This is a genomic window from Flavivirga jejuensis, from assembly GCF_030540765.1.
Classification (GTDB): domain Bacteria; phylum Bacteroidota; class Bacteroidia; order Flavobacteriales; family Flavobacteriaceae; genus Flavivirga; species Flavivirga jejuensis.
On sequence record NZ_JAUOEL010000008.1, the window covers coordinates 334,383 to 358,578 of the forward strand.

Annotated in this window: 22 protein-coding genes; 8 read left to right on the top strand and 14 right to left on the bottom strand. The window is 30.0% G+C overall.

Annotation, left to right across the window (positions count from 1 at the left end; genetic code table 11):
• Nucleotides 1-253: 253 nt before the first annotated feature.
• Nucleotides 254-2,458 carry an ATP-dependent DNA helicase RecQ gene (locus tag Q4Q40_RS20705; protein WP_303303936.1) on the bottom strand — a complete coding sequence of 735 codons (2,205 nt, stop codon included), beginning with the start codon at nucleotides 2,456-2,458 and terminating at the stop codon, nucleotides 254-256.
• A gap of 201 nt (nucleotides 2,459-2,659) precedes the next feature.
• Here Q4Q40_RS20705 and Q4Q40_RS20710 point away from each other — a divergent pair, with 201 nt between their 5' ends.
• The 6 genes from Q4Q40_RS20710 (at nucleotide 2,660) to Q4Q40_RS20735 (ending at nucleotide 7,377) form a co-directional block, all read left to right on the top strand.
• Nucleotides 2,660-3,625: a KpsF/GutQ family sugar-phosphate isomerase gene (locus Q4Q40_RS20710; RefSeq protein WP_303303937.1), complete on the top strand. Its 966-nt coding sequence runs from the start codon at nucleotides 2,660-2,662 to the stop codon at nucleotides 3,623-3,625.
• Nucleotides 3,625-4,449, top strand: coding sequence for a twin-arginine translocase subunit TatC (gene tatC / locus Q4Q40_RS20715; RefSeq protein WP_303303938.1), 825 nt, complete (start codon nucleotides 3,625-3,627; stop codon nucleotides 4,447-4,449). The genes Q4Q40_RS20710 and tatC overlap by 1 nt, the downstream gene beginning before the upstream one ends.
• Nucleotides 4,442-4,786 (top strand): carboxymuconolactone decarboxylase family protein, encoded by a 345-nt coding sequence (locus tag Q4Q40_RS20720; protein WP_303303939.1) that lies wholly within the window; start codon nucleotides 4,442-4,444, stop codon nucleotides 4,784-4,786. Before tatC ends, Q4Q40_RS20720 begins: the two co-directional genes overlap by 8 nt.
• A gap of 133 nt (nucleotides 4,787-4,919) precedes the next feature.
• Nucleotides 4,920-5,660 carry an LPS export ABC transporter ATP-binding protein gene (gene lptB / locus Q4Q40_RS20725; RefSeq protein ID WP_303303940.1) on the top strand — a complete coding sequence of 247 codons (741 nt, stop codon included), beginning with the start codon at nucleotides 4,920-4,922 and terminating at the stop codon, nucleotides 5,658-5,660.
• A 490-nt stretch (nucleotides 5,661-6,150) separates the two neighbouring features.
• Nucleotides 6,151-7,011 (top strand): SPFH domain-containing protein, encoded by an 861-nt coding sequence (locus tag Q4Q40_RS20730; protein ID WP_303303941.1) that lies wholly within the window; start codon nucleotides 6,151-6,153, stop codon nucleotides 7,009-7,011.
• Between the two features lie 189 nt (nucleotides 7,012-7,200).
• A complete protein-coding gene (locus Q4Q40_RS20735; protein WP_303303942.1) occupies nucleotides 7,201-7,377 on the top strand; it encodes a type II toxin-antitoxin system antitoxin in 177 nt (58 codons plus the stop codon).
• Nucleotides 7,378-7,595: 218 nt separating this feature from the next.
• Here the strand turns inward: Q4Q40_RS20735 and Q4Q40_RS20740 are convergent, their stop codons facing one another.
• From Q4Q40_RS20740 to Q4Q40_RS20750, 3 genes are read right to left on the bottom strand one after another with little or no spacing between them, the layout of a single operon-like run.
• Entirely contained in the window at nucleotides 7,596-8,192 is a 597-nt protein-coding gene (locus Q4Q40_RS20740) for an LURP-one-related family protein (RefSeq protein ID WP_303303944.1), read from the bottom strand.
• 12 nt (nucleotides 8,193-8,204) lie between these two features.
• Nucleotides 8,205-9,020 (bottom strand): TerC family protein, encoded by an 816-nt coding sequence (locus Q4Q40_RS20745; RefSeq protein WP_303303945.1) that lies wholly within the window; start codon nucleotides 9,018-9,020, stop codon nucleotides 8,205-8,207.
• A gap of 5 nt (nucleotides 9,021-9,025) precedes the next feature.
• Entirely contained in the window at nucleotides 9,026-9,772 is a 747-nt protein-coding gene (locus Q4Q40_RS20750) for a CDP-alcohol phosphatidyltransferase family protein (RefSeq protein WP_303303946.1), read from the bottom strand.
• A 357-nt stretch (nucleotides 9,773-10,129) separates the two neighbouring features.
• Between Q4Q40_RS20750 and Q4Q40_RS20755 the strand changes: the two genes are divergently transcribed.
• Nucleotides 10,130-11,200 (top strand): putative type IX sorting system protein PorV2, encoded by a 1,071-nt coding sequence (locus Q4Q40_RS20755; protein WP_303303947.1) that lies wholly within the window; start codon nucleotides 10,130-10,132, stop codon nucleotides 11,198-11,200.
• A gap of 11 nt (nucleotides 11,201-11,211) precedes the next feature.
• Nucleotides 11,212-12,384: a lipoprotein N-acyltransferase Lnb domain-containing protein gene (locus Q4Q40_RS20760; RefSeq protein WP_303303949.1), complete on the top strand. Its 1,173-nt coding sequence runs from the start codon at nucleotides 11,212-11,214 to the stop codon at nucleotides 12,382-12,384.
• An 88-nt stretch (nucleotides 12,385-12,472) separates the two neighbouring features.
• Here the strand turns inward: Q4Q40_RS20760 and Q4Q40_RS20765 are convergent, their stop codons facing one another.
• From Q4Q40_RS20765 to Q4Q40_RS20810, 10 genes are read right to left on the bottom strand one after another with little or no spacing between them, the layout of a single operon-like run.
• On the bottom strand, nucleotides 12,473-13,864 hold the full coding sequence (locus tag Q4Q40_RS20765) for a sugar transferase (protein ID WP_303303950.1): 1,392 nt from the start codon (nucleotides 13,862-13,864) through the stop codon (nucleotides 12,473-12,475).
• Nucleotides 13,865-13,919: 55 nt separating this feature from the next.
• Complete coding sequence (locus tag Q4Q40_RS20770; RefSeq protein WP_303303951.1) at nucleotides 13,920-14,933, bottom strand: glycosyltransferase family 4 protein; 1,014 nt, start codon at nucleotides 14,931-14,933, stop codon at nucleotides 13,920-13,922.
• 21 nt (nucleotides 14,934-14,954) lie between these two features.
• Nucleotides 14,955-16,340 carry an O-antigen ligase family protein gene (locus Q4Q40_RS20775; protein ID WP_303303952.1) on the bottom strand — a complete coding sequence of 462 codons (1,386 nt, stop codon included), beginning with the start codon at nucleotides 16,338-16,340 and terminating at the stop codon, nucleotides 14,955-14,957.
• 2 nt (nucleotides 16,341-16,342) lie between these two features.
• A complete protein-coding gene (locus Q4Q40_RS20780) occupies nucleotides 16,343-17,419 on the bottom strand; it encodes a glycosyltransferase (RefSeq protein ID WP_303303953.1) in 1,077 nt (358 codons plus the stop codon).
• Entirely contained in the window at nucleotides 17,420-18,538 is a 1,119-nt protein-coding gene (locus Q4Q40_RS20785; RefSeq protein ID WP_303303954.1) for a glycosyltransferase family 4 protein, read from the bottom strand.
• A complete protein-coding gene (locus Q4Q40_RS20790; RefSeq protein WP_303303955.1) occupies nucleotides 18,535-19,464 on the bottom strand; it encodes a methyltransferase domain-containing protein in 930 nt (309 codons plus the stop codon). Before Q4Q40_RS20790 ends, Q4Q40_RS20785 begins: the two co-directional genes overlap by 4 nt.
• 8 nt (nucleotides 19,465-19,472) lie before the next feature.
• A complete protein-coding gene (locus Q4Q40_RS20795; RefSeq protein ID WP_303303956.1) occupies nucleotides 19,473-20,465 on the bottom strand; it encodes a glycosyltransferase family 2 protein in 993 nt (330 codons plus the stop codon).
• Nucleotides 20,452-21,501, bottom strand: coding sequence for an exostosin domain-containing protein (locus Q4Q40_RS20800; protein WP_303303957.1), 1,050 nt, complete (start codon nucleotides 21,499-21,501; stop codon nucleotides 20,452-20,454). Before Q4Q40_RS20800 ends, Q4Q40_RS20795 begins: the two co-directional genes overlap by 14 nt.
• Complete coding sequence (locus tag Q4Q40_RS20805; RefSeq protein WP_303303959.1) at nucleotides 21,494-23,041, bottom strand: glycosyltransferase family 2 protein; 1,548 nt, start codon at nucleotides 23,039-23,041, stop codon at nucleotides 21,494-21,496. Before Q4Q40_RS20805 ends, Q4Q40_RS20800 begins: the two co-directional genes overlap by 8 nt.
• Complete coding sequence (locus Q4Q40_RS20810; RefSeq protein WP_303303961.1) at nucleotides 23,038-24,195, bottom strand: glycosyltransferase family 4 protein; 1,158 nt, start codon at nucleotides 24,193-24,195, stop codon at nucleotides 23,038-23,040. Before Q4Q40_RS20810 ends, Q4Q40_RS20805 begins: the two co-directional genes overlap by 4 nt.
• Between the last annotated feature and the right edge of the window lies 1 nt (nucleotide 24,196).

Here is a 24,196-nt window from a genome sequence, read left to right on the forward strand (position 1 = left end):
TGCAAAGATAGGAAACTAAGTGGAAAGTACGACGATTGTAATGTATTTCTTAAAAAAGAATATATTAAGAATATTTAAAATATGGTGGCAAGATCAAATGATAAAAACGATGTATTTGCATTGCATTTTCAGATGATCTTTATCTTTCTGTTAGTATTTTTTTAAAACATTTATCTCCTAATAATAAATATTTATACAATCATATTATGTGTTTTAAATGAATCCCTCGAATTTTCTGTAATGAGTAAATATTTTAGTTTGCCACTTCACTAATAAACTTAATACGGTACAAACGTAACTCTTCATCATCATAATCTCCATCAAATTCTTCGATGGCATCATCTATACTATCTGATTCTGACTCCATAAAATAATCATGAATTTCTTCTTGCTGGTCTTCATCTAAAACATCATCAATCCAGTAATTGATATTTAATTTAGTACCAGAATAAACAATAGCTTCCATCTCTCTAACAAAATCGCCCATAGACATCCCTTTAGACGATGCGATATCATCTAATGGTAATTTTCTATCTATATTTTGAATGATATATAACTTGTTAGCTGAATTGATTCCTGTAGATTTTACAACCAAATCATCTGGACGAACAATATCATTTTCTTCAACATAATTAGAAATTAACTCTACAAAATCTTTACCGTATTTTTTAGCTTTTCCTTCTCCTACACCGTGAACATTTGATAATTCTGCTAAATTAATAGGATATTTTAAGGCCATATCTTCAAGTGAAGGGTCCTGGAAAATAACAAAAGGTGGTACGCTTATTTTTTTTGCATTCTTTTTACGCAAATCTTTAAGCATCTTCATTAATAATTCATCTGCTACTGCTCCACCGCCTTTCGCTGCTGTAATAATAGTGCCATCTTCTTGTTCGCCTTCAAATATGTGATCTTCGGTCATCATAAACGACAAAGGGTTCTTTATAAAAGATAGACCAGACTCATTTAACTTAATAACACCATAAGTCTCAATATCCTTTCTAAGAAATCCAGCAACCAATACTTGTCTTAATAATGCCATCCAGTATTTATTGTCTTTCCCCTTACCTTTTCCAAAAAATGGCTGCTCATTAGTTCTATGAGAATTAATTAAAGCATTCTCCTTACCAACAATAACATTTACCAGATCTTTAGATTTATATTTCTCGTTGGTATTTTTTATCGTTTCTAATAATAGGACAACATCTTCTTTAGCTTCGCTTTTCTTTTTTGGATGCCTAACATTATCATCCATATCGCCACCTTCCCCAGTCTTATTATCAAACTCTTCACCAAAATAGTGTAAAATAAATTTCCTTCTTGAAATAGATGTTTCTGCAAACGCAACAACTTCTTGTAATAATGCTTGTCCAATTTCTTGTTCTGCAACAGGTTTACCAGACATGAATTTTTCTAATTTTTCAATGTCTTTATAAGCATAATACGCCAAGCAATGTCCTTCACCACCATCACGTCCTGCCCTACCAGTTTCCTGATAATAACTTTCTATACTTTTTGGAATGTCATGATGAATTACAAAACGAACGTCGGGCTTATCTATTCCCATACCGAAAGCAATAGTCGCAACAACAACATCTACATCTTCCATTAAGAATTTATCTTGATAGCTAGATCTCGATTTTGCATCTAATCCTGCATGGTAAGGCACAGCCTTAACACCATTTACCTGGAGTACTTGAGCAAGTTCTTCTACACGTTTTCTACTTAAACAATATACAATACCAGACTTGCCATCGTTTTGTTTTATAAATCGAATTATATCTGCATCTACATTTTTCGTTTTTGGCCTAACCTCATAATATAAATTAGGTCTATTAAAAGAGGCTTTAAAGGTTCTTGCATTACTAATCCCTAAATTCTTAATAATATCCTCTTGAACTTTAGGTGTCGCAGTTGCTGTTAAACCAATAATAGGAATATTATCACCTATTCTACTAATAATATGACGCAAATTCCTGTATTCTGGTCTAAAATCATGCCCCCATTCGCTAATACAGTGAGCCTCATCAATCGCCAAGAAAGACACTTTTACAGAACGTAAAAATTCAACATTTTCCTCTTTTGTTAAAGATTCTGGTGCCACATATAGTAATTTAGTAATCCCGTTTACTATATCTTCTTTAACACGTTTTACCTCTGTTTTATTTAATGAAGAATTTAATACATGTGCTACGCCTTCTTCATTAGAAACACCTCTTATGGCATCCACTTGGTTTTTCATTAATGCTATTAATGGAGATACCACAATAGCAGTACCCTCTTGCATTAATGCTGGTAATTGATAACATAATGATTTTCCGCCACCAGTTGGCATAATTACAAACGTATGATTTCTTGATAAGATACTTTCGATAACATCTTCTTGCAACCCCTTGAATTTATTAAATCCAAAATACTTCTTGAGAGCAGAGTGCAAGTCACTTTTTGCTATTAACATGAATTGTATAAAAATTTATTTACTTAATATCGTACACTAAAATATTAAAACTTTCTTGATTAATTTAATAGTGTATTTAGAGATCCCCTCATTTTTTTTTCGTTAGTTTTGTAACGAAAATCCAAATTACAATAAATTTTAATTTGACTACCATTAAAGATAATAAAATCTTTAAAATCATCAACTAAAAAGACATAAATTTTGAATAGTACTAATTCTATCATTCAAACTGCAAAATTAACTATTGAAACAGAAAGTCAAGCCATTTCAAATTTATCTGGCTTAATAACAGATGATTTTGCTGATGCTGTACAACTTATTTATAACTCTAAAGGACGTGTAATTATTACAGGAATTGGAAAAAGTGCTATAATTGCTAATAAAATTGTAGCTACATTAAATTCGACAGGAACGCCTTCTATTTTTATGCATGCTGCAGATGCTATACATGGTGATTTAGGACTTATCCTTAAAGACGATGTTGTTATTTGCATTTCTAAAAGTGGAAACACCCCAGAAATTAAAGTTTTAATACCATTAATAAAGAGTGCTAATAATAAAATGATTGCTATAACGGGAAATAAAGATTCTTTTTTAGGGCAACAAGTTGATTATGTTTTGAATGCTTTTGTTGAAAAAGAGGCTTGTCCAAATAACTTAGCTCCAACTACAAGTACTACAGCCCAGTTGGTTATTGGCGATGCACTTGCTATTTGCTTATTAGAACTACGGGGGTTTTCTAGCAATGATTTTGCAAAATATCACCCTGGAGGGGCGTTAGGAAAAAAATTATATTTGCGCGTTCAAGATATATCATCGGTAAACGAAAAACCTAAAGTGACCCCAACTACAAACATAAAAGATATTATCATTGAGATCACTGAAAAGATGCTAGGTGTTACTGCTGTTGTGGAAAATGATAAAATTGCTGGTATTATAACTGATGGAGATTTGCGTAGAATGTTAAGCAAAGTTGATGATTTCGCGTCATTAACTGCTACAGATATTATGGGTACTAACCCAAAACGCATTAATGCCGAAGCTATGGCAATTGAAGCTTTGGAGGTTATGGAAACAAATGGCATTTCTCAATTACTAGTTGAAGAAAACGGTAACTATGCAGGTGTGATTCATTTACACGATTTAATAAAAGAGGGTATTATATAATGGCAAAAAAAAATATAAATGAGATGTCTTTTTTAGATCATCTTGAAGATTTAAGATGGCATTTAATTAGAATCTGTTTAGCAATAGTAATTGTTGCTACGTTAGCTTTTATTTTTAGTAGGTTTATATTCGAAGCTATTATTTTTGCACCATTAGAAATGGGGTTTCCAACTTATGATTTTTTATGCAAAACAGCAACATTTATAAATTTAGACACTACTTTTTGTAATGATGAAGTTCCTATAATATTACAAAACAGAACCATGGCTGGTCAGTTTTCGGCAGATATATGGACGGCTATACTAGCTGGTTTTATTATTTCGTTCCCATATATTATTTATCAGTTATGGAAATTTATTAGTCCTGGTTTACATGATAATGAACGAAAACATTCCCGCGGTTTTATCATTATTTCATCTCTGTTATTCTTTACAGGTGCTTTATTTGGTTATTATATAGTGACACCTCTATCTATTAATTTTTTAGCAAACTATAGTATTTCAACTAAGGTCGACAATCAAATAGACATTGGTAATTTTATAGCCTTGGTGAGATCGTCTGTTTTAGCTTCTGGCTTAATTTTCGAGCTTCCTATTATCATTTATTTCTTAACTAAAATAGGATTGGTAACGCCAGAATTTTTAAAAAAATACAGAAAATATGCTTTAGTACTTGTTTTGATTCTTTCAGCTATTATAACACCTCCCGATATTGTTAGTCAGATAATTGTAGCAATTCCTCTTCTAATTTTATATCAAGCGAGTATTTATATTTCTAAAATTGTTATTAGAAATCAAAAACGAAAAGAAAAAAAACATGCCTGATATAGTAAATGAATTCAATGAATATCGTTCTAAAATGAACGATAAAATTTTAGCAGATAATAATAAGGTAATAAAACGCATCTTTAATTTAGATACTAACGCTTACGCGGAAGGTGCTTTAGATGTTAAAACCAAAGAACTTTTAGGCTTGGTAGCTTCTGCCGTTTTACGATGCGATGATTGTATAAAATACCACATGGAAGCTAGTTATAAAATAGGTTTAAAAAAGGAAGAAGTTGTTGAAGCATTAAGTATAGCAACCTTAGTTGGTGGTACTATTGTTATTCCTCATTTGCGTCGTGCTTATGAATTTTGGGACGCCTTAGAAGCTCAATAAAAGCTATGTATGAATGTGTCTTTTAAGTTTTATAAACCTAGATCAAAGGTGAAAATGACAATTTCAAAAGTAACCCTACGTTATACACAGCGTAATACTTTTTCAATTAAATAAAAATTACGTTATTGCAATTATGATTTTAAAAGCTGAAAATTTAATGAAGTCCTATAGCGGACGAAAAGTGGTTAAAGATGTTTCTCTTGAAGTAAAACAAGGTGAAATTGTTGGACTTTTAGGACCTAATGGTGCTGGAAAAACCACATCTTTTTACATGATTGTTGGCTTAATAAAACCCAATGGCGGTCATATTTTTTTAGATAATACTGAAATTACAAAATACCCGATGTACAAACGTGCGCAAAATGGTATTGGGTATTTAGCACAAGAGGCTTCTGTTTTTAGAAAACTAAGTATCGAAGATAATATTTTAAGTGTTTTGCAACTTACTAAGCTTAGTAAAAAGGAACAAAACGATAAAATGGAGTCACTTATTGAAGAATTTGGTTTAGGACATATTCGTAAAAGTCGTGGTGATTTATTATCAGGAGGTGAACGCCGCCGTACGGAAATCGCTCGTGCTTTAGCAACCGACCCTAGTTTTATTTTATTAGATGAGCCATTTGCAGGTGTAGATCCTGTGGCAGTTGAGGACATACAACGTATTGTTGCACAACTTACCAAAAAGAATATTGGTATTTTAATTACCGATCATAACGTTCAAGAAACGCTTGCTATTACAGATAGAACATACTTAATGTTTGAAGGTGGTATTTTAAAACATGGCATCCCTGAAGATCTTGCTAATGATGAAATGGTACGTAAAGTATATTTAGGTCAAAATTTCGAACTTCGTAAGAAGAGGATTCGAGATTAGGCACTAAGTCCGTTTGGTTATTTCTCACTTCTCCTGTGTTGTTTGCCATTCTTACATAGGCAGGAATCCACTTGAGTATTATAAATATTAAATCTACTTCTGTTTTTTATTCGGGTAGGCAAATCCAATCTTTGGACAATCTTTCCTAATAGTAGGATTATCTTTTTCTACTAAGCAGTCTCTCTATCTTCATTTAAAAAAACTAATTAAAAATAAGCTGTTGTGCTTTTTGATTTTTTGGGCTAAATTAACTGTCAGTTTGAGTGAATTTCATTTAAAATGCACAACGGGTTAAAAATATAACCTTTATAAGTTTTCCTTTTTCTTCTTTTTTACTTTAAACACATATTTTACTCACCTTTTGGATCATAGTTGTATGAATCAAAAAGCAATTCTACATAAAATAACATTAAAATATTTTTAAATATCGAAAATTTAACTATATCTTTATGATATCAAAATAATATCATTTTAAATTAATAATAGACTTATGAAATCAGAAAAAATAATCACACCAACAGATGGCTATTCAATGCTATTTATTTTTTTTATTACGCTTTTTGGAAGCATTACAATAGTAATTTTAACTGGAAGTTTATTCTTTTTAATCCCTTTTATTATTTCTGCTTTCTTATTTAAAGGCTTCATTATGGTTCAGCCAAATAACTCTATAGTATTATTGTTATTCGGAAAGTATGTAGGGACAATTAACAAAAATGGTTTCTATTGGATAATTCCATTTTACACTAGCAAGAAGATTTCGCTACGCGCTCGTAATTTTGATAGCGAGCGTTTAAAAGTAAATGATAAACTAGGGAACCCAATTATGATTAGCACGATACTCGTTTGGAGAGTAAAAGACACTTACAAAGCATCCTTTGACATTGATAATTATGAAAATTTTGTTAAAGTACAGACAGATGCAGCTGTTAGAAAACTGGCAAGTATGTATCCATACGATAATTTCGCTGATGAAGGTCATACAGAAGATATTACGCTACGTTCTAGCGTTAATGAAGTTAGTGAAGCTTTAGAAAAAGAAATTGATGAACGCTTATCAATTGCTGGTATTGAAGTATTAGAAGCAAGAATAGGCTATTTAGCCTATGCACAGGAAATTGCAAATGCGATGTTAAAACGCCAACAAGCAACAGCTATAGTTGCTGCAAGACATAAAATTGTAGAAGGGGCTGTAAGTATGGTTGAAATGGCTCTTCAAGAATTAGGAAAGAAAAACATTGTGGACTTAGACGAAGAACGAAAAGCTGCTATGGTTAGTAATCTTCTGGTTATACTTTGTGGTGATAAAGACGCTTCTCCTGTTTTAAATACTGGTACTTTAAACCAATAATAATTGGTATTAAATAGATCCCGCTAAATGCTGAAACTAGTTCAATACAAGAAGCGGGATTAGCCTGCCACAACAAAGGCGTGGTTCAACTTACAATTTTGAATGCGTCTTATAGACTTTTCAAAATTGAGTTTCACTAATAAATAATACATTTGTATTTTAAATTTATATAAATAATTAATAAATCAAATGGCTAAAAAAAAGGCTTTTGCATTACGAATAAATGAAGATATGCTCAAAGCTATAGAAAAATGGGCTGCGGATGAATTCCGCAGCACTAATGGTCAAATTGAATGGATGCTAAATGAAAGCTTAAAAAAAGCTAAACGTAATCCTAAAAATAAAGATTCAAATTTAGACAAATAAAAAATTTCTGGAAACCAACTATTTTCGAGGCAGAGCCATATTTCATTGGTTTCATACCCAATCAAGTTGATCACAACAGGTTTTGACCTAAAAGGTTAAAACCAAAATTCTATATTTTACCTCTCCCAGAACTGCTAAAAAAAGCAGTTCTGGTAGCTCCAAAGGAGAGGTGACATTCGAAACCTCACACAGAGCGTCGAGGAATTCTTTACTTCAGATTAACCCTTTCTTCTTTCTAAAAGAATCATCATCATTAAGCCTAAAATAATACGTTCTTCATCATCCAAATCAATATCACTTAATTTTGTAATTTGAAATTTTCTTCCAAAAAATGAAGCTTCTTTTTTTAATCTAACTATAGGCTTATTTTTTAAATCTAATACACTATAACTCGGGTTAAAAAAATAACCTGTTAATGCCCCTAAAACTGGAACTTGTCCTAATAATGAATCAAGAACTTTTACCCAGGCATTATCTTCTCTAATGTGATATTGTAATTTTTGGTGCTGGTTTATTAATTCATATTCCGTTTTCCATATAGATTTCCATCCTTTTCGTGCAATTTTACCTATTTCGTTATTGTTTTTGTCTTTAATGCTGTAGGCAGCCGAAAAATCAATCCATCTATCTGCTTTAATTCTATAGTTGATTTCTGTTTTACTTTCATCATTATAAATAAGAATATCTTCTTTTAGTTTAAACATCTTTTGCCTTACGTAAGCAAGTGTTATTCCTAAGGTATCTTTTGCAATAAAATCATTTGCAAGTGTTCCAATATTAAATTTAAAATCTACGGGGTATTTAATGTCCTTCATGCTATATTATAGTTATTTATCTTTATTTTCTATATGTTCTTGTTCGCTTAGTAATTTTTTCTGATAACGCCCTTGTACAATATCTGTTATTACTAAAATAGCAATCACAAAATAAAACGTGGTTTTACTCATAGATTCTATAGGGTTTCCAAATAACTTTAAATGTGCTAAATGTCCGCCTTCGGTTACCAACATAATACCTACAATAAATAAAATAAACAAGCCTAGCACTTCGTACATCCTATTTTTAGCTAAGAAAACCGAAATTTTATCTGCTAAAAACAGCATTAACAAGCCACTTATTACTATGGCAATAGCCATAACAATAAAAGCTGTTGTAGAGTTTTCTAGTTCGTTAGTTAAACCAATGGCAGCTAATATAGAATCGAAAGAAAACACTAAATTCATCAATACAATACTTGCAATGACAGCATTAGAAGATTTACTCCCTTTCCCATCGTCTCCAACGGCATCATTTAAATCGTGTTTAGATATCATATGCCAGATTTCTTTAATCGCTGTATAAATAATAAATCCGCCTCCTACTAGTACAATAATGCTGTGTCCGTTAAAAGCAAAACTTGCTACGTCTCCAATTTCAGCAGTTAAAAACGAGAATGGGTCTTGAAAAAAATCAATAATAGAAACTAATACAAATAATAATACAATCCTTAATCCTATGGCTATAAGTATGCCCACTTTTCTTACTCGTTTTTGATCTGTTTGTGGCGCTTTTTTCGATTCTAAAGAAATGTATAATAGGTTATCAAACCCTAAAACAGCTTGCAGTAAAACAAGCATTAAAAGTGTGAAAATAATTTCTAACATGGTTATTATTTTGATTTAAAATTGTCTAAAATAGACATGAAAATATAAAGTAATATAATAATTGGTATGGCAGCAAACTGTAATATAATTAATGATACTGCGCATAATATTATAAAAATGTATCTGGTTGCATTGGCTTTAAAACTCCAACTTTGGAACTTTAGAGCAAATAGTTTGATACTACTGTTTAGTAGCCAACAACTCAATATTGTTACACTTATTAAAAACCATTTATCTAAAATAATGGTATTCATGGCATCGCTATCTTGAAATTCCATAATTAATGGTAGCGATATAATGAATAATGTATTTGCTGGCGTTGGTAAACCTTTAAAATAGCTTTGTTGTTCGACATCTAAATTAAAGTTTGCTAAACGGTAAGCAGAAGCTAGCGTTATAAATAACCCTAAAAGAGGGAGTATAGGCAAATTAAAATCTAACCAATCTGTATTTGAAGACCAATTATTATCTACTTTACCTGAACTATTTACTGTTAACGACAACAACTTATACATAATAATCCCAGGCACTAAGCCACTCGTCACCATATCGGCTAGAGAATCTAACTGTAGACCTAGTTCGCTTTGAACATGTAACTTTCTAGCGGCAAAACCATCAAAAAAATCAAAAAATATGCCTAAGAAAACAAACAGAGAAGCAGCAATAAAATGATCGTCAATAGCAAAGATAACCGCAATACTTCCACATAATAAGTTTAAAAGTGTTAGTGCATTAGGAATGTGTCGTTTCATATGTAGATTTTGTTGCTTATATGGGTTGGTTATATGTGATCGCTAAATATTTATTATACTTGTACAACTACAGTAAAAGTGGTCTTAGTATTTAAAATTTATTTTTGTAAAAATAGCAAACAATTATTGTGTAAAACAAGTATTGAACAATATCTATTATAATTTCAAGTTTATAAGTTTATAAATTATACTAACTCAATTATGAAATGGCAGATATAAAATAAGCGTTACCCTTTATTTGTGATGTTCTATTACAAGGGTTAATAGATAAGTAACTAAAATAATAATAGACAAGTTTAAATCTGATATTTTTATGATTAAATAGGGATTATGTGCATCTTTGTAAAAAAATTGCGTTTGAAGTTTTACATAACGGCATTGTTTTGTAGTATATCTGTATCAATATTTAGTCAAACTGTTAGAAAATATTCTAATGAGTTTATGAATATAGGTGTAGATGCTGCTGCTTTGGGTATGAGTAGTGCTGTTACATCTCATTCTGCAGATGTTAATTCTGGTTATTGGAATCCTGCTGGTTTATTAAAAATTGAAGACAATCAATTCGCTTTAATGCATTCCAGCTACTTTGCAAATATTGCTAATTACGATTATATCGCTTTTGCAAAGCCTTTAGACAACCAAAGTGCCTTTGGGATATCATTAATACGTTTTGCTGTTGATGATATTTTAAACACCACACAACTTATCGATGAGCAGGGTAATATAAATTACGATAGAATTAGTTTATTTTCTACGGCAGACTATGGATTAACATTTTCGTATGCAAGAAAACTTCCTCTACAGGGTCTTAATTATGGTGTAAATGCTAAAGTAATACGGCGCGTTATAGGTGATTTTGCATCTTCTTGGGGTTTTGGTTTAGATTTTGGTATCCAGTTTGAGACGGGTAACAACTGGAAATTTGGGGTTATGGCTCGCGATATTACAACAACTTTTAATGCTTGGGCTATCGATAAAGATGAATTTGCTAAGATTCAAAATGCAGTAGCTGGTCAAAATCAAGAATTACCAGAAACTACAGAAATCACTATTCCTAAACTTCAAATTGGAATTTCTAAATTAGTAGATTTTAATTATGACTATAGCTTACTAACAGCAGTGAATTTAAATGTACGTTTTGAAGAAAATAACGATATAATTTCATCATCTTTTGCTAGCATAAACCCTGCTTTAGGCTTCGAATTTGACTATATAGACATGGTATATTTACGAGCTGGTATGGGTAATTTTCAAAATGAATTACAAATAGATAATACCGAACAACTAAGCTTTCAACCAAGTTTTGGAGTTGGTTTTAAATACAATGGGGTTCAAATAGATTATGCTTTTACCGATATTGGAGACCAAAGTGTTGCTTTATATTCAAATGTATTTTCACTAAAACTTGATTTTAGTATCTTTAGATAATATTTATTTAAATGCATAAAACTTTATTCTTTTTATTTCTTCTTTTTTTTGTTGAAGCAACAATTGGGCAACAAAAAAACCTATCTGCTCAAACTGAAATTAGCGTACTCACAATTGCTCCAGGATCGTCTTTAAATGATGCTTTTGGACATAATGCTTTTAGAGTAAAAGATCCGCTAAATAACTTGGATAAGACATTTGATTATGGGCGCTTTGATTTTGAAGCACCAAATTTTTATTTAAATTTTTCCAGAGGTAAATTAAACTATTCACTAGGAACGAGTAATTACTATGATTTTTTAAGTTTTTATATTAGACAAAATAGAACTGTTAAAGAGCAAGTTTTAAATCTTTCTCAAGAAGAAAAACAAAAGCTTTATGCCTTTTTAGTAAATAATTATAAACCAGAAAACAGAAATTATTTATATGATTTCTTTTTCGATAATTGTGCTACAAAAATTAAGGACGTAGCTAACATTAGTTTAAGTAATACCATTGTTTTTAATCCTCCTATGGAGTATAAAGAAGCCTCTTTTAGAACTTTAATTCAAAATAATCTTAATAGAAATTCCTGGGGAAGTTTAGGTATAGATATAGCCCTTGGATCGGTTATAGACAAAAAAGCAACTGCAGAAGAACATATGTTTTTACCAGAAAATATATTCAAGTTTTTCGAAAATGCATCAATAAACAACAATGACATACCTTTAGTTAAAGACAGTCGCATTTTATATTCTAAAAAAGAAACTCCAAAGCCAAACACTTTTTTTACCAGTCCTCTTTTCATTTTAAGCATTATAGGAGGGGTAATTCTTTTTATAACCTATCAAGATTTCAAAAAAAAGAAACAGAGTGTCTGGCTGGACACTGCACTCTTTAGCATCACAGGAATTATAGGTATCTTACTATTACTTCTTTGGTTTGCAACCGATCATAAAGGAACGCATCAAAATTACAACTTGCTGTGGGCCTGTGTTCTTAACATTTTTATTATTCGACAATTATTTAAGAAAAAAGTAAGTACTTGGTTTATTAAATATTTAAAATTTTTAATAATCTTATTATGTCTATTAACACTGCATTGGATTATTGGTATTCAGGTATTTGCTATTGGATTAGTTCCCTTATTATTAGCCTTATTTATTAGATATTTATATTTAGTTTCTTACTACAATAGTCAATAATTTTATCTAGAGAAACTAAACTGCTATCTACCATAAGATAATTTAAAAACTGAATACCATAACAGTAAACTGAATACTGCAAACTAAGCTACTGCCCTCTAAAGTAAATCATTGTGCTTATCGTTTTAACTAAGATATTTATATCTAAGAAAAAGCTTTTGTGTTTTATATAATATAAATCGTATTGTAGTTTTAGTAGGCTATCATCAACACTAGAGCCATATCTAGTTTTAACTTGTGCCCAACCCGTAAGACCAGGTTTAACAATATGACGCGTTTCATAAAAAGGTAATATTTGTGATAGTTCTTTAACAAAAACAGGGCGTTCTGGTCTGGGACCAATCAAACTCATTTCCCCTTTTAATATGTTAATGAATTGAGGCATCTCGTCTAATCTAGAATGCCGCAAAAATCTGCCAAAAAGAGTGACTCTTGCATCCTTTTTTTCAGCCCAAACTGCTCCAGCTTTTTCAGCATTTCGAATCATGGTTCTATATTTCAAAATTCTAAATACTTTTCCATTTTTTCCTATTCTATTTTGAGAATAAAAAAGTGGTCCCCGATTAGCGATAACATTACCTAGCAAAATTATTGGTAAAAATAGAATGCCAATTATAACTCCTGCAAAGGAAATAGTAATATCAAAAATCCGACGAAAAAATAAGTATAATTTATTTTTATTACTTCTACTAAATGGAAAATACTTGTAAAAATCTTTCCCAACGAATTGTACGGGAATACGCTGTGCCATTTCTTCGTATACCTGCGTATATTCTTTTATTGGAAACCCCTCCTCTAAAAGTGAAATAAGGGAATAATAAATTTCTGAAGTAATAGATTCTGAGTTATAACTTGCTATAACGATCTCCGAGATATTTTCGTCTTTAATTACCTGACGTATTTCATCTGGGTTATACTCCAAAACGCCACTAAATCTAACAGATTCAAGACTATTTAATTCACAATTAATAAAACCTACTATTTTATAATTAGGGTCTGAATTATTAAAAGCTTCAACGATGGTTTCAATATTAGATGTTTCCCCAATAATTAAAACTTTTTTATAAAACCTTGGCGAAACAACAAAGGTTATATATGCTAATCTCCATAGAAATAAGGCAATAAACATTGCAAAATAGAAGTATACTATTTGCAAACGATTATCTGGTAATATAGGTGTGAAAAATGGTGTTAAAAAATAAAACAGAACAGTTATTGAAACTGTAAAAACAATACTCGCAGAAATCTTTTCAATTTTGCTGGATTTCTGCAAATCGTAAAGCTCAAAGATGGTTCCAAATATTGAGACGTATAAAATAAGTATAAAAACCCATGTCCAATTCTCTTTTGTTATAGTAAAATAATCAAAATCAAATGTATTACTAACAAAATATAGCACAATCAATATTGAAATAATATCGAAAATGCGTAGCAGAATTTTACGTTCTGAAATATTAAAATGAATGCTTTGGTTAGACATTGTTTAGAACAAGTTGACAGCGTATAAAGATAATAAGTATATTCAAATGTTAAAATTATTTCAACACTTTATTCCATTGATTTTTAATGATTTCCCAATCTAATTGTTCTACTCTTTTTCTAGCATTTAAAGTCATAATATTTGATTTTTTTGGTGAATTTAGCAACTTTTTAATAGCCACAATAAACGCTCTTACTGAATCTGGTTCTACTAAAACACCAGTCTCCCCATCTTCTATTAGAAAAGGCATACCTCCTACATTAGTAGATATAACCGGTAATCCTAAGGCCATAGCCTCAATAACACTAACAGGCATATTGTCAAAATTCGTGGTATTAATAAAAATGTTATAATCTTTAGATATTTCTATCCATTCTTGTTTTGATAATTTTCCTGTAAAGCTTACTTCCACTTTTAACTTCTTTGCATAATCCATACTTTCCTGCATGCTTCCATCACTATCTGGGCCAACCATGCAAAGTTCTGCTTCTATATTAATGTCTTTTAAGCTTTTTAAAAGCTTAATTGCTAATATAGGGTTATATATTTTCGAGAATGAGCGCACCCATAATAATTTTACTTTATCAAAAGACCTTTCTTTAAACACATAATTACTAAGCTCTATTGAATTTGGGATGCAAACTATATTAGTATAGCCTAAATTTTCAAAATTTAACTGCATATATTTTGATGGGGCTATATTTTTATAGGCATGATTAAATAGTGCTTTACATAACCTAGAAGACTTTTTTAATCGAGCTGGTAGATTCCCTCCATGTAGAATAGGTATATATTTTAATTTAAGAAGTCTACACAATTGACTTACAAAAAATGCGTAATAAAAATTTAATGTGCTGTAGGTATCAATTAATACAAAGTCTGTATTTTTTCTATGCTTAAAACATGTCCAAAGCATTTCTAAAAGCCTTAATACTATGTTTTTTTTATTTGAAACTGAAAGAATTTTATACCCTATATTATTAAGTAACGATCCTAAAACATCTACAGAAGACATATTAGTATTACTTTTTAAATTAGATTTATTTCCTATATAAATTAGGTGTTTCAAATGCTAAAATTTCATTAATTATTAATTCGTTGATGTTTTATGTTTTGCTCTTGATTGATTTTTTTTATCTAAAATTCTTGTATTATGAATTGCATATTTTACATCCAACAAACACAGACCATATAAAAATGCTGGTGCAGCAATACGCATAGAGGAATGATTAATAGTCAAAAACCAGAAAAAATAGCACGAATAAAAAAAGACGTTTGATTTATTTTGTATTCGAAATATCAAAGGTGTTAATAATAAAATTAATAAAGCCATCATACCAAACAAACCATGTTCAGACAAAATACGACTCATCTCATTATGCGATGCAGCTAGAACCCCCTTATTCTTTAGCCTTAACTCCTTTATTTTCCCAACACCAACACCTAAAATTGGATTTTTAAAAAACTCATCTAACTCAAAAGAAATTAAATTACTTCTACCTGTAGAAATATCTTCCTTTGCTCTCCCTAAAGCATCTTGATTTGCATATCGTTTTTCAATAAATCCGCTTGTTTGTAAAGAAGAAAAGGACCAAATTAACAAGCCAAGGGCAATGAATACAAATAGCATTCTACTAATTCTAAATTTGCTTTTAATATTTACTTTCTTAAAATAAAAATATATAAAAGCTATAATCATAAACAAAGCTGTAATAATACCTCCTCTGCTAAAAGTAACAATACCTCTATAGCTTACCACAGCTAACAATACTCCATTTATTATTTTAAGAAATAACGACGGTGAGAGCATAAAAAATCTAATAGTAAAAACAAACATTCCTAAACCTAAAACAGTAGAAACTTGATTAGGACCAAAGCCTCCTGAAGTAGCAAAATTAGACCCTGTACCTGTTATAACGTCTCTAATATCTGGAGTGAATAGAAAAAGGTAAGTTGTATTCGCTATTAATGGGAGTGCCATTACAAAAAACATTTTATGAAAGTCTTGATACGCTATTTTTCTCTTATAAAAAAAAATAGCAACGACACCTAAACACACAGGGCCACTTAAATTAAATGCAATTGCAGTTCTTATAGTAGTTTCTTCTGTTATGTTAAATCCAGCAACTAATATACCTGGAATTAATAAAAAAACATATAGTATGTATGGTATGGGTTGTTTATACGATTTAACATTAAACATACCTATCAAACAAAATACGATAACAAGATATTTTGAAGTTTCGTATAAAAAACTACCTCCTGTCATCCTGAGAAAAACCTCAGAGCCTACTGTATAAGCACAAGCAATTAAAACTTGTAATACTTTTTGCGATGGTTTAGCTTTAAATATGGCATTAACAAAATAGACAAAAATAGCTATTAGGTAAACTTTAGATAGTACTGGTAGAACATATATTAATATCCCTATTACAATATGTAAAACTATTAGTTTTATATAATTTAAGTTTTTCAATTTTAGCTAATACAGTTTATGTAGGTTTTTAAAATAGTTTGTAATTGTACTTTTTCAGAATAATTTTTCAGAATATGTTTATTATAATTACTTGCATGAGTATGCCTCAATTCTACATTTTCAATATACAAAGATATAGCTTTAGACAATTCATCTGGTTTTGTTGCTTCAACTAATAACCCATTATCATTATTTGTAATAAGTGTTTCACATTCTCCAACTTTAGTTGATATAACTGCTAAGTTAGACAAACCATATTCTAATAATGCTAATGGTAAGCCTTCAGACTTTGAAGACAATATACCTATCTCGCATTGACTTAAAATATTAAAAACATCTGATTTACTACCATATATAGAAACAGAATCATTTAAATCAAGTTCATCTATTTTATTTTTTACTGATTTGGAATAATCATCATTAAAATCTTCACCAACACAATGTAGCGTCCAATCTGGATACAGTTCAACCACTTTTTTAAAAGCATTAAGTAAGGTGAAATGATCTTTTTGAGGTCTTAAATTTGCTAAACAGACTATGCGTTTGCCTGAAAGGTACTTTAAATCTGTAACCGCCAAAGTTTTATTCATTATGGCGAAATTTGGTAAATAAGAAACGGCTTTAATTTTAAGTTTTTGTTTTGCCCACGCTTCTAAACTCCTATTAACACTAAAAATATGCGAAAAATATTTTGAACAAAACTTTAAGGTATCGAATTTGCGATTCTGTAAGAAATCGCTATTACCATAATGATCATGCCAAATAATAGAAATATCCCTATTAAATAACTTCATTATTGCTGCTAGAAAAAACGACGTTGAATGCGCATGAATAATTTGTATTTTATTTTCTTTGATAAATTTATTCAATCGTTTTATTGCCCCTACATCAACCGTTTTTGTTTTATTTAAAAACAAATAGTTAACAGTATTTGAAAGGTTTTCTTTTAAAAGGCCTTCCTTTCTGGTGGCACACAAAAAAGAAGCTTCAATTTTATTAGATAATGCATTCGCTAAATTTACTGCAACGCGTTCTGCACCACCAGCATTTAAAGAATCTATTAATTGTAATACGCGCATTTATGGCTTTAATAATTTAACTATTTCTGTTTCAAAAGCATCTAAAGTATAGGTTTGAGACCAGCTTGATGCTTTTTCAGACATCAATTTTAAATTCCCTAAATTTTGTAATTGTTTTTTAATGGTATTAACCGCTAATTCTAAATTAGGCTCTATTAAAACCCCTCTGGCTCCATAATCTAACATAAAAGGCACACAAGAAACTGATGTAGCAATTGGAATAGCACCAAAAAACATAGCTTCAGCAATTACTTTTGGCCAACCTTCAGACTTTGAAGGTAATATTAAAAAATGTGTTTCTTTTAATACTTCTTTCACGACTTCTTTTTGTTGATTCCCTAATATATTAACAATGGCTTCTAACTTATTAGTAATAACATAGTCTTGTAATTCTTCATTTAAAATACCATCTCCATATAAATCCAAATGCACCTTTTTTCCTTGCTTATATAATGCTTCAACAATTTTAATAGCTAATAAAGGACGTTTACCTATTACTAGGCTTCCAACAAAAACAAACTTTAAAGTCTCTGAATAATCTCGTGTTTTGGGAGTTACTATTTCTTGTTTTGTGTATGATGCCGTAAAAAAGGTTTTTATATTTTTAGTTTGATCTGGCCAATTTCCATAAACTAAAGTAGTTATATTTTTAGTAAAAAAAGTGCTACTTAACAACCACCTTTGAAATCGATAACTCATTGGTTGCTTTGCTTTTGGATCCCAATTTCCTGCATATTTAGCAGTTTTAACTTTTTTTGGAAATAAAACCTGAACTAAACAACCTAATAAGCCCATGTTACCAGGACAACGCAAGTGGATATGGTCTGCCTTTTTACAAACTTTGAAAATTGTATAAATTATTATGGGAAGTTTAAAAACCGATTTTATAAACTTTGATAGTGATGTAAATACGACTTCTGGTACCCTGTTAAAATTTATATTATTATGTTGGTAAGCACTATCAATAGTGCTTTTTTTAGAATTTAATAGCGGTGCTATAATTGTAACCTCATCAACATATTTAAACCAAATATTCATTTCCCGAACATAAGGCGCATAGGCAAAAAAATGTTCATCTTCCCTTATATGCTTAACATGAGTGATTATTACAAAATTCATTTTTTTAACGAATAGAATTCATTTAATAATTCTTTTGGCCTCCTATTTATCTCATCTTTTTTAAATGTAAAGGCATACCCTATTGGCATGGACACTGTTCTTCTATTAAGGCTTGTTCTCAGTTTATCTAAATATTTTAACCAACCAAATAATAGTCTTGTTAAGAATAAAAAACTGCTTCTAACTATTTTTTTTGAACTAAGGTTAACAAAATAATTTGAAACAGCTACTGCTACCATAGAGGCACTTCCTTCCGTTATTTCTGTTTTTAATACGTCACATTTTGGAAATAGACTTCTCATACCTGTATAAGTAAATCTAAAAAAGTCATACGGTTCTGCATGGTAAGGAAAATTTTGAGGTGCTTCAATTTGGAGTACCCCTCCAACTTTTGTTACTCTTTGCAATTCCTTACAAAACTTCCAAGGGTTTATAGTATGCTCAATAACCTGAGCTGCTAAAACAATATCGAAACAATCTGAAGCAAAAGGAATAAAATGACCATCAAAAATGTAATCGGGTTTAAACTGGTTGTGAACATCAGAAGTTACAATATCGCAATTGGGAAACATTTTTCTGTAATAAGCACTTTTTTCACCAACGCCTATAATTAACATTTTACTCTTTAATGGAAGCGATTTTGAAAGGTCTTCATACCGCTTATTCATATTAAAATCTTTATTAAGCGCAGGAAGTAATTGTCTTCTTATATAATTTTTTAGATTCGTTTTATCTAAATGAGCACTATTCTGAGTCGTGGTTTTTGAATTAACAATATCCGCTTCATCAAATATAGACTCATAACTAAACAAAATAGGAGTACTATTAAATACTGGTAATTTAGACTGATCTTCAAACAAATAATAACTCTCTGTGATTTTAATTAATTTTGACTGCGAGTCTGGATGTATTATATAATCAAACATATGTTTATTTAACTTATTAAAACTTTTAACCAACCTACTGTTCTTCCTAAAGCTTCACTAAATGCTTCCTTTTTTTTAGATGTAGTAAAGGTATTGGTAAATCTAATTATAATTAATAAAACAGTAATAACATGCCATTTAATTTTCGTTTTTAAAGTTGGTTTAGGGTTTTTAGTTCGCCAAATATAGTAACCATTCTTAACAACCATTTTACCATATTTATATTTATCAGGTCTTCCAGATTCTTCATGATAGTGGTACACTTTAGCCGCAGTATTTAAATATAATTTACCTGTTTTAGCTACGCGAATTGAAAAATCGGCATCTTCGTATAATCCATAGCCTTCAAAAAATGTTGAAAATTGATGTTTCTTAAAGACATCTTTCTTAAAAGACGAAACGCCTCCCATTAGTAATTCTACTTCATAAACCTTATTACTTGGCGGCAAAAAACTAACACTTCTTGCATGAGAGAATAATGGTGAAACCCCTGGTGGACAATCGCAATCTAAACCAAATTTCTTTCTGAGTACAAACCGTTTGCTATCTTTACGTTTCCATCCATCAAAATAAAACTCTTCAATTTTGGGGCGGTAATTATCCCCTACGAATTCAAAATTAGTTTCATTAATAATATAGCCTCCAACACCTAATGCCTCAGGATATGATTTGTACGTGTTTAATATATTTTCAAAATAGTCTGGTACTAAAACAGTATCATCGTCTAAAAAACAAACAATGTCAGACGTACTTGAAACTAAATTAATACCGTAATTACGCTGTTTCGTTAAACCTCTATCTGCATCTTCAACCCTAAAATATTTTAAGTTATCAAAGTTGTTTTTATCTAATAGTAATTTTGTTTCATTATTAGTAGAGCCATCAACAATTAATATTTCATTCGGATATAAAGATTGTATTTTTACTGAATTCAACAAATTCAGTAATGCTTCAGAACGCATGTAAGTACATACTATTAATGAAAAACTATGATAAACCATCGTCTTGTAATTTACTTATAAAAACATCATGAATATGTTTAAAGAAAAACTCCCTTCTTAAATATTTGTTCCATAAAAGTCTATTATTTTCTTGAAGTTTAATAAAATTTTCTTCATTAATTTTTTTATGAAAATTCAAAATTTGTTGTTCTAAGGTTTTAGTTTGCTCATCATCAATGATCAAACAATGCTTTTTCCAATCAATTTTATTAGACAACGGTAATTGACAATCTGTATTTATTAATACAGGAATTCTTCCTACTGCTAAAGTCTCATAAAACCTAACTGAAAAATTCCCTGCGCCTCTAATACAAAATGTATAAGGGTTTTTAACTATATTTTGATAAAACGTTTCAGTTGTTTTTTGCTTCTCTATTTCTGTTTTTACTCCTGCCCTATAGGTATCTCTTAAAATAAAATTGGTTTTCAGTTTATCACTTTTTTTTAAAGTCTTAAGATATTTTGCTCTTTTTATACTTGATGGATAAAAAGGCTGATAATCTTTAAGTTCTTTTTTTAAAATCCTTTTTAAATTTATTTTTATAAAAGCTAAAAACTCTTTGAGGTATTTTAAAACACCTGTTTTTGCATGACCAACAAAGCCTATTTCTGGGATTTTATTTTTTTGTAAAGGGCTAAAATCTTTTTCTAAATTAATCTGGTAAGGATCATTTATAAAAGAAGGTATTATAATAGTTCTTTCATTCAGTTTACTTTTAAAACCACCCAACCTAAAATTAAAAATACTTTTATCTTGTAATGTATAGCCAAAATCGCCTCCTGAATATACCCATATAGGCTTATCCAATTGTTTTGCTTTATCTAAAATATTATCTATAGTAGACTTATAAAACTTTAGTGAATACACATACTCTAAAGGCAATACTATAACGTCTGAATTATTTATATCGTTAACAATTTTATAATAGGTACTTAGGTATTCATTATTTCCATAGAATAAATCGAATAATAACGGAAAAACAAGCTTGCGATTTTGCTCTGTTAATAAATTTGTATCTGTATAAATCTTAAGCATTAAATCTTTCTTTTAATTTATCTGCCCAGAGAAGGCTTACATACCATTCTTTCTTCATATTAGCAATATACTTAAACGGGTTTTTAATGGATTGAGATTTATAGTATTTAATAAAAAGCAAGAGTTTGTATAGTTGGTTTTGTTGTTTTGTTAAATGCGTAAGATTAAATAACATAATTGTTGGAGAAGGTTTAGGTTGACATTTTTCATGATCCCAAGGATGTTCAACCTTAATTCTGTAGCCTCCAAAAGGCGCTTTTAAATGCGTTATTCTTATGTTAGAATAATATATAATATCTTCTCCTAAATTGCGTAATTGCATCCCAAAGTCTATATCTTCCCCATAATTATGCTCGTATTCCATACCGAATTTCACATCTTTTATTAAAGAGGATTTCATAAAACTATTTCCACCTCCAAAAACTGGCGTTTGAGACGTTTTAAAATAAGTTTGTTTCTCTTCTGGTTTTAAATATATGGTGGTACCTACTTTGGTTCCTGTTTTTTCAACTGCTTTTAATAAGTTTTTAATTAAATCTGGTTCAAACCTATTATCATCATCACCTAAAAGCGTCCATTCACTTTCCACTAAATCCAAAGCGATATTTCTTGCATTACAAACCCCACTCTGGTGAATAAATTTATGCTTTATATTAAATGGCCATTCTTCATTAGTTAAATAATCTAAGCTGGAGGTTGCATTCTCTTGAGGGTTTTGTTCAACTATGATTACATTCTTAGGCAAAATAGTTTGCTTAGATAAATCTTTTAATACATCATACAAATATTGTTTTCGACCTATTGTAGGTATAATGACATCCACTTCTTTTTTATCAATAACTTGTTTTGAGGATTTCAAAGGGATTGAAGTAAAATCAAAATTTACTTGTTGTTTTTTGATTAACAGGCTTTTTATAAACGGGATAAAAGGAATCTTTTTTAAATAAATTATAAAACACAAAAATAATAGATATCCCCAAACCCATTTATAATGAGTTTTTACAAATCTGAATAATTCTGACGTTGAAGCTTGATTATCTGCCATAGACTCAGGAACGTTTAACAATAACTGGGGTTCTGAATAACAAAACAAGCCTTGCGACATACCAGTTTTTGCCAAGGAGTTAATGAAATAATTAAAATTAGCATGCTTTTTAAAATCCTTAAAAACAGTATTTAAAAGTGCTGCATGTATACCTCCAACATCGCTACTCATCAACCAAGTAGGATAACATACTTTTTTATTAACTTTTAGGTAAACAGATTGATCTACAAAACCAATATGTTCTGGAATGTAATTTTTATGAAACACAGAATATGAAGCTAAAATGTGTTTATGGTGAAAAACATTAGGTATTTGTGCTTTATTTATATTATCAATATAAGCCTCATGACACCAAATAAGTATTTCTTCTGGAAATAATTTAGCTAATTCAAATAAAGTACTAGTAATAGATGATTTAACCTCAAAAGGAATTGTTTTAAACTCATTGTTAAGAATTCTGAATGGTTTATTATTTTGATGTATTAAATAAATCATGAAATGATGGATTTATAATAATCAATATTAATATCTGCATTCTTTTCAATATCAAAAAGTGTTTCTACTTTTTCTCTTGCCGCATTACCCATTTGGGCACAAAAAGTTTCGTCTCCGAGTAATTTAAGCAATTGGTTTGCATATGCATCAATCTCTGTTGGATGAACCAAGTAACCATTAATACCATCGTCTATCAGTTCTTGTGCCCATCCAATACTTGTATTAACAACTGGCTTTTGCATCGCCATAGATTCTATTGTTACCATACCTAAAGTTTCTGCAAAAGAAGGATAAGTACATACATGTGTGCGTTTTATATGCTCTTTAACTTCAGAATATGGAATCTTGCCTAAATAGTTAACACGTTCTTTGGCTTCTTTAGAAAAAATTTGTTCCATTAGTTTATAAGTAGACTTTTCTCCCGTTTTAATATCTGAAGCATCATTTCCAATAAGAGTTAATTTTGCTTTTGAATTTTGTTTTAATACCTTATTAAATATTTCTGCCAATTCTAAAACTCCTTTTTTTCTTATGATGGTACCAATGTATAATATAGTATTTCTATCATAAATTTCTGGAGTACTATTTACAAAATTTTCTAATTGTAAACCGTAATGAATGGTTTTTATCTTATTCTTATTTAACCCAAAGATTTTCGCAGTTTCAATACCAGCATAAGTTGTTGGAGCTATAAAAGCTGTTGCTTTATTTAAACCCATTTTTTCAAACATAAAGTTTTTAAACTTTTGTTTTCTGTTTTCTAATTTGCAAAAATAAGCATCGCTCCCATGAAACCTAATAACCAAAGGAACTTTAAAGTTCATAAAAGCAGTGATTCCTGTCCAATCTGCCGCTTCTAAAATCTCTATTTGTTTTTTATTTACTATTAAGTTTACATACTTCTGAATATGCTTTCTGTAATAATACCAAGTAAATAGTTTATAAGTTTCTTTTTTAATAAGATGAATTTCCACACCTTTATCATCAATGATTTCAGATTCGTTTTGGTGATATACAAATACCGTAACCTCAACACCTTTTTTAACCAAAGCAATAGCTAGATTTTTAATACTCGTTGCTATTCCTGCCGCATGCTTTACTTTAGGATGTGGATATTCGGATGTGATGAAGCCTATTTTTAATATTTCCCCCATA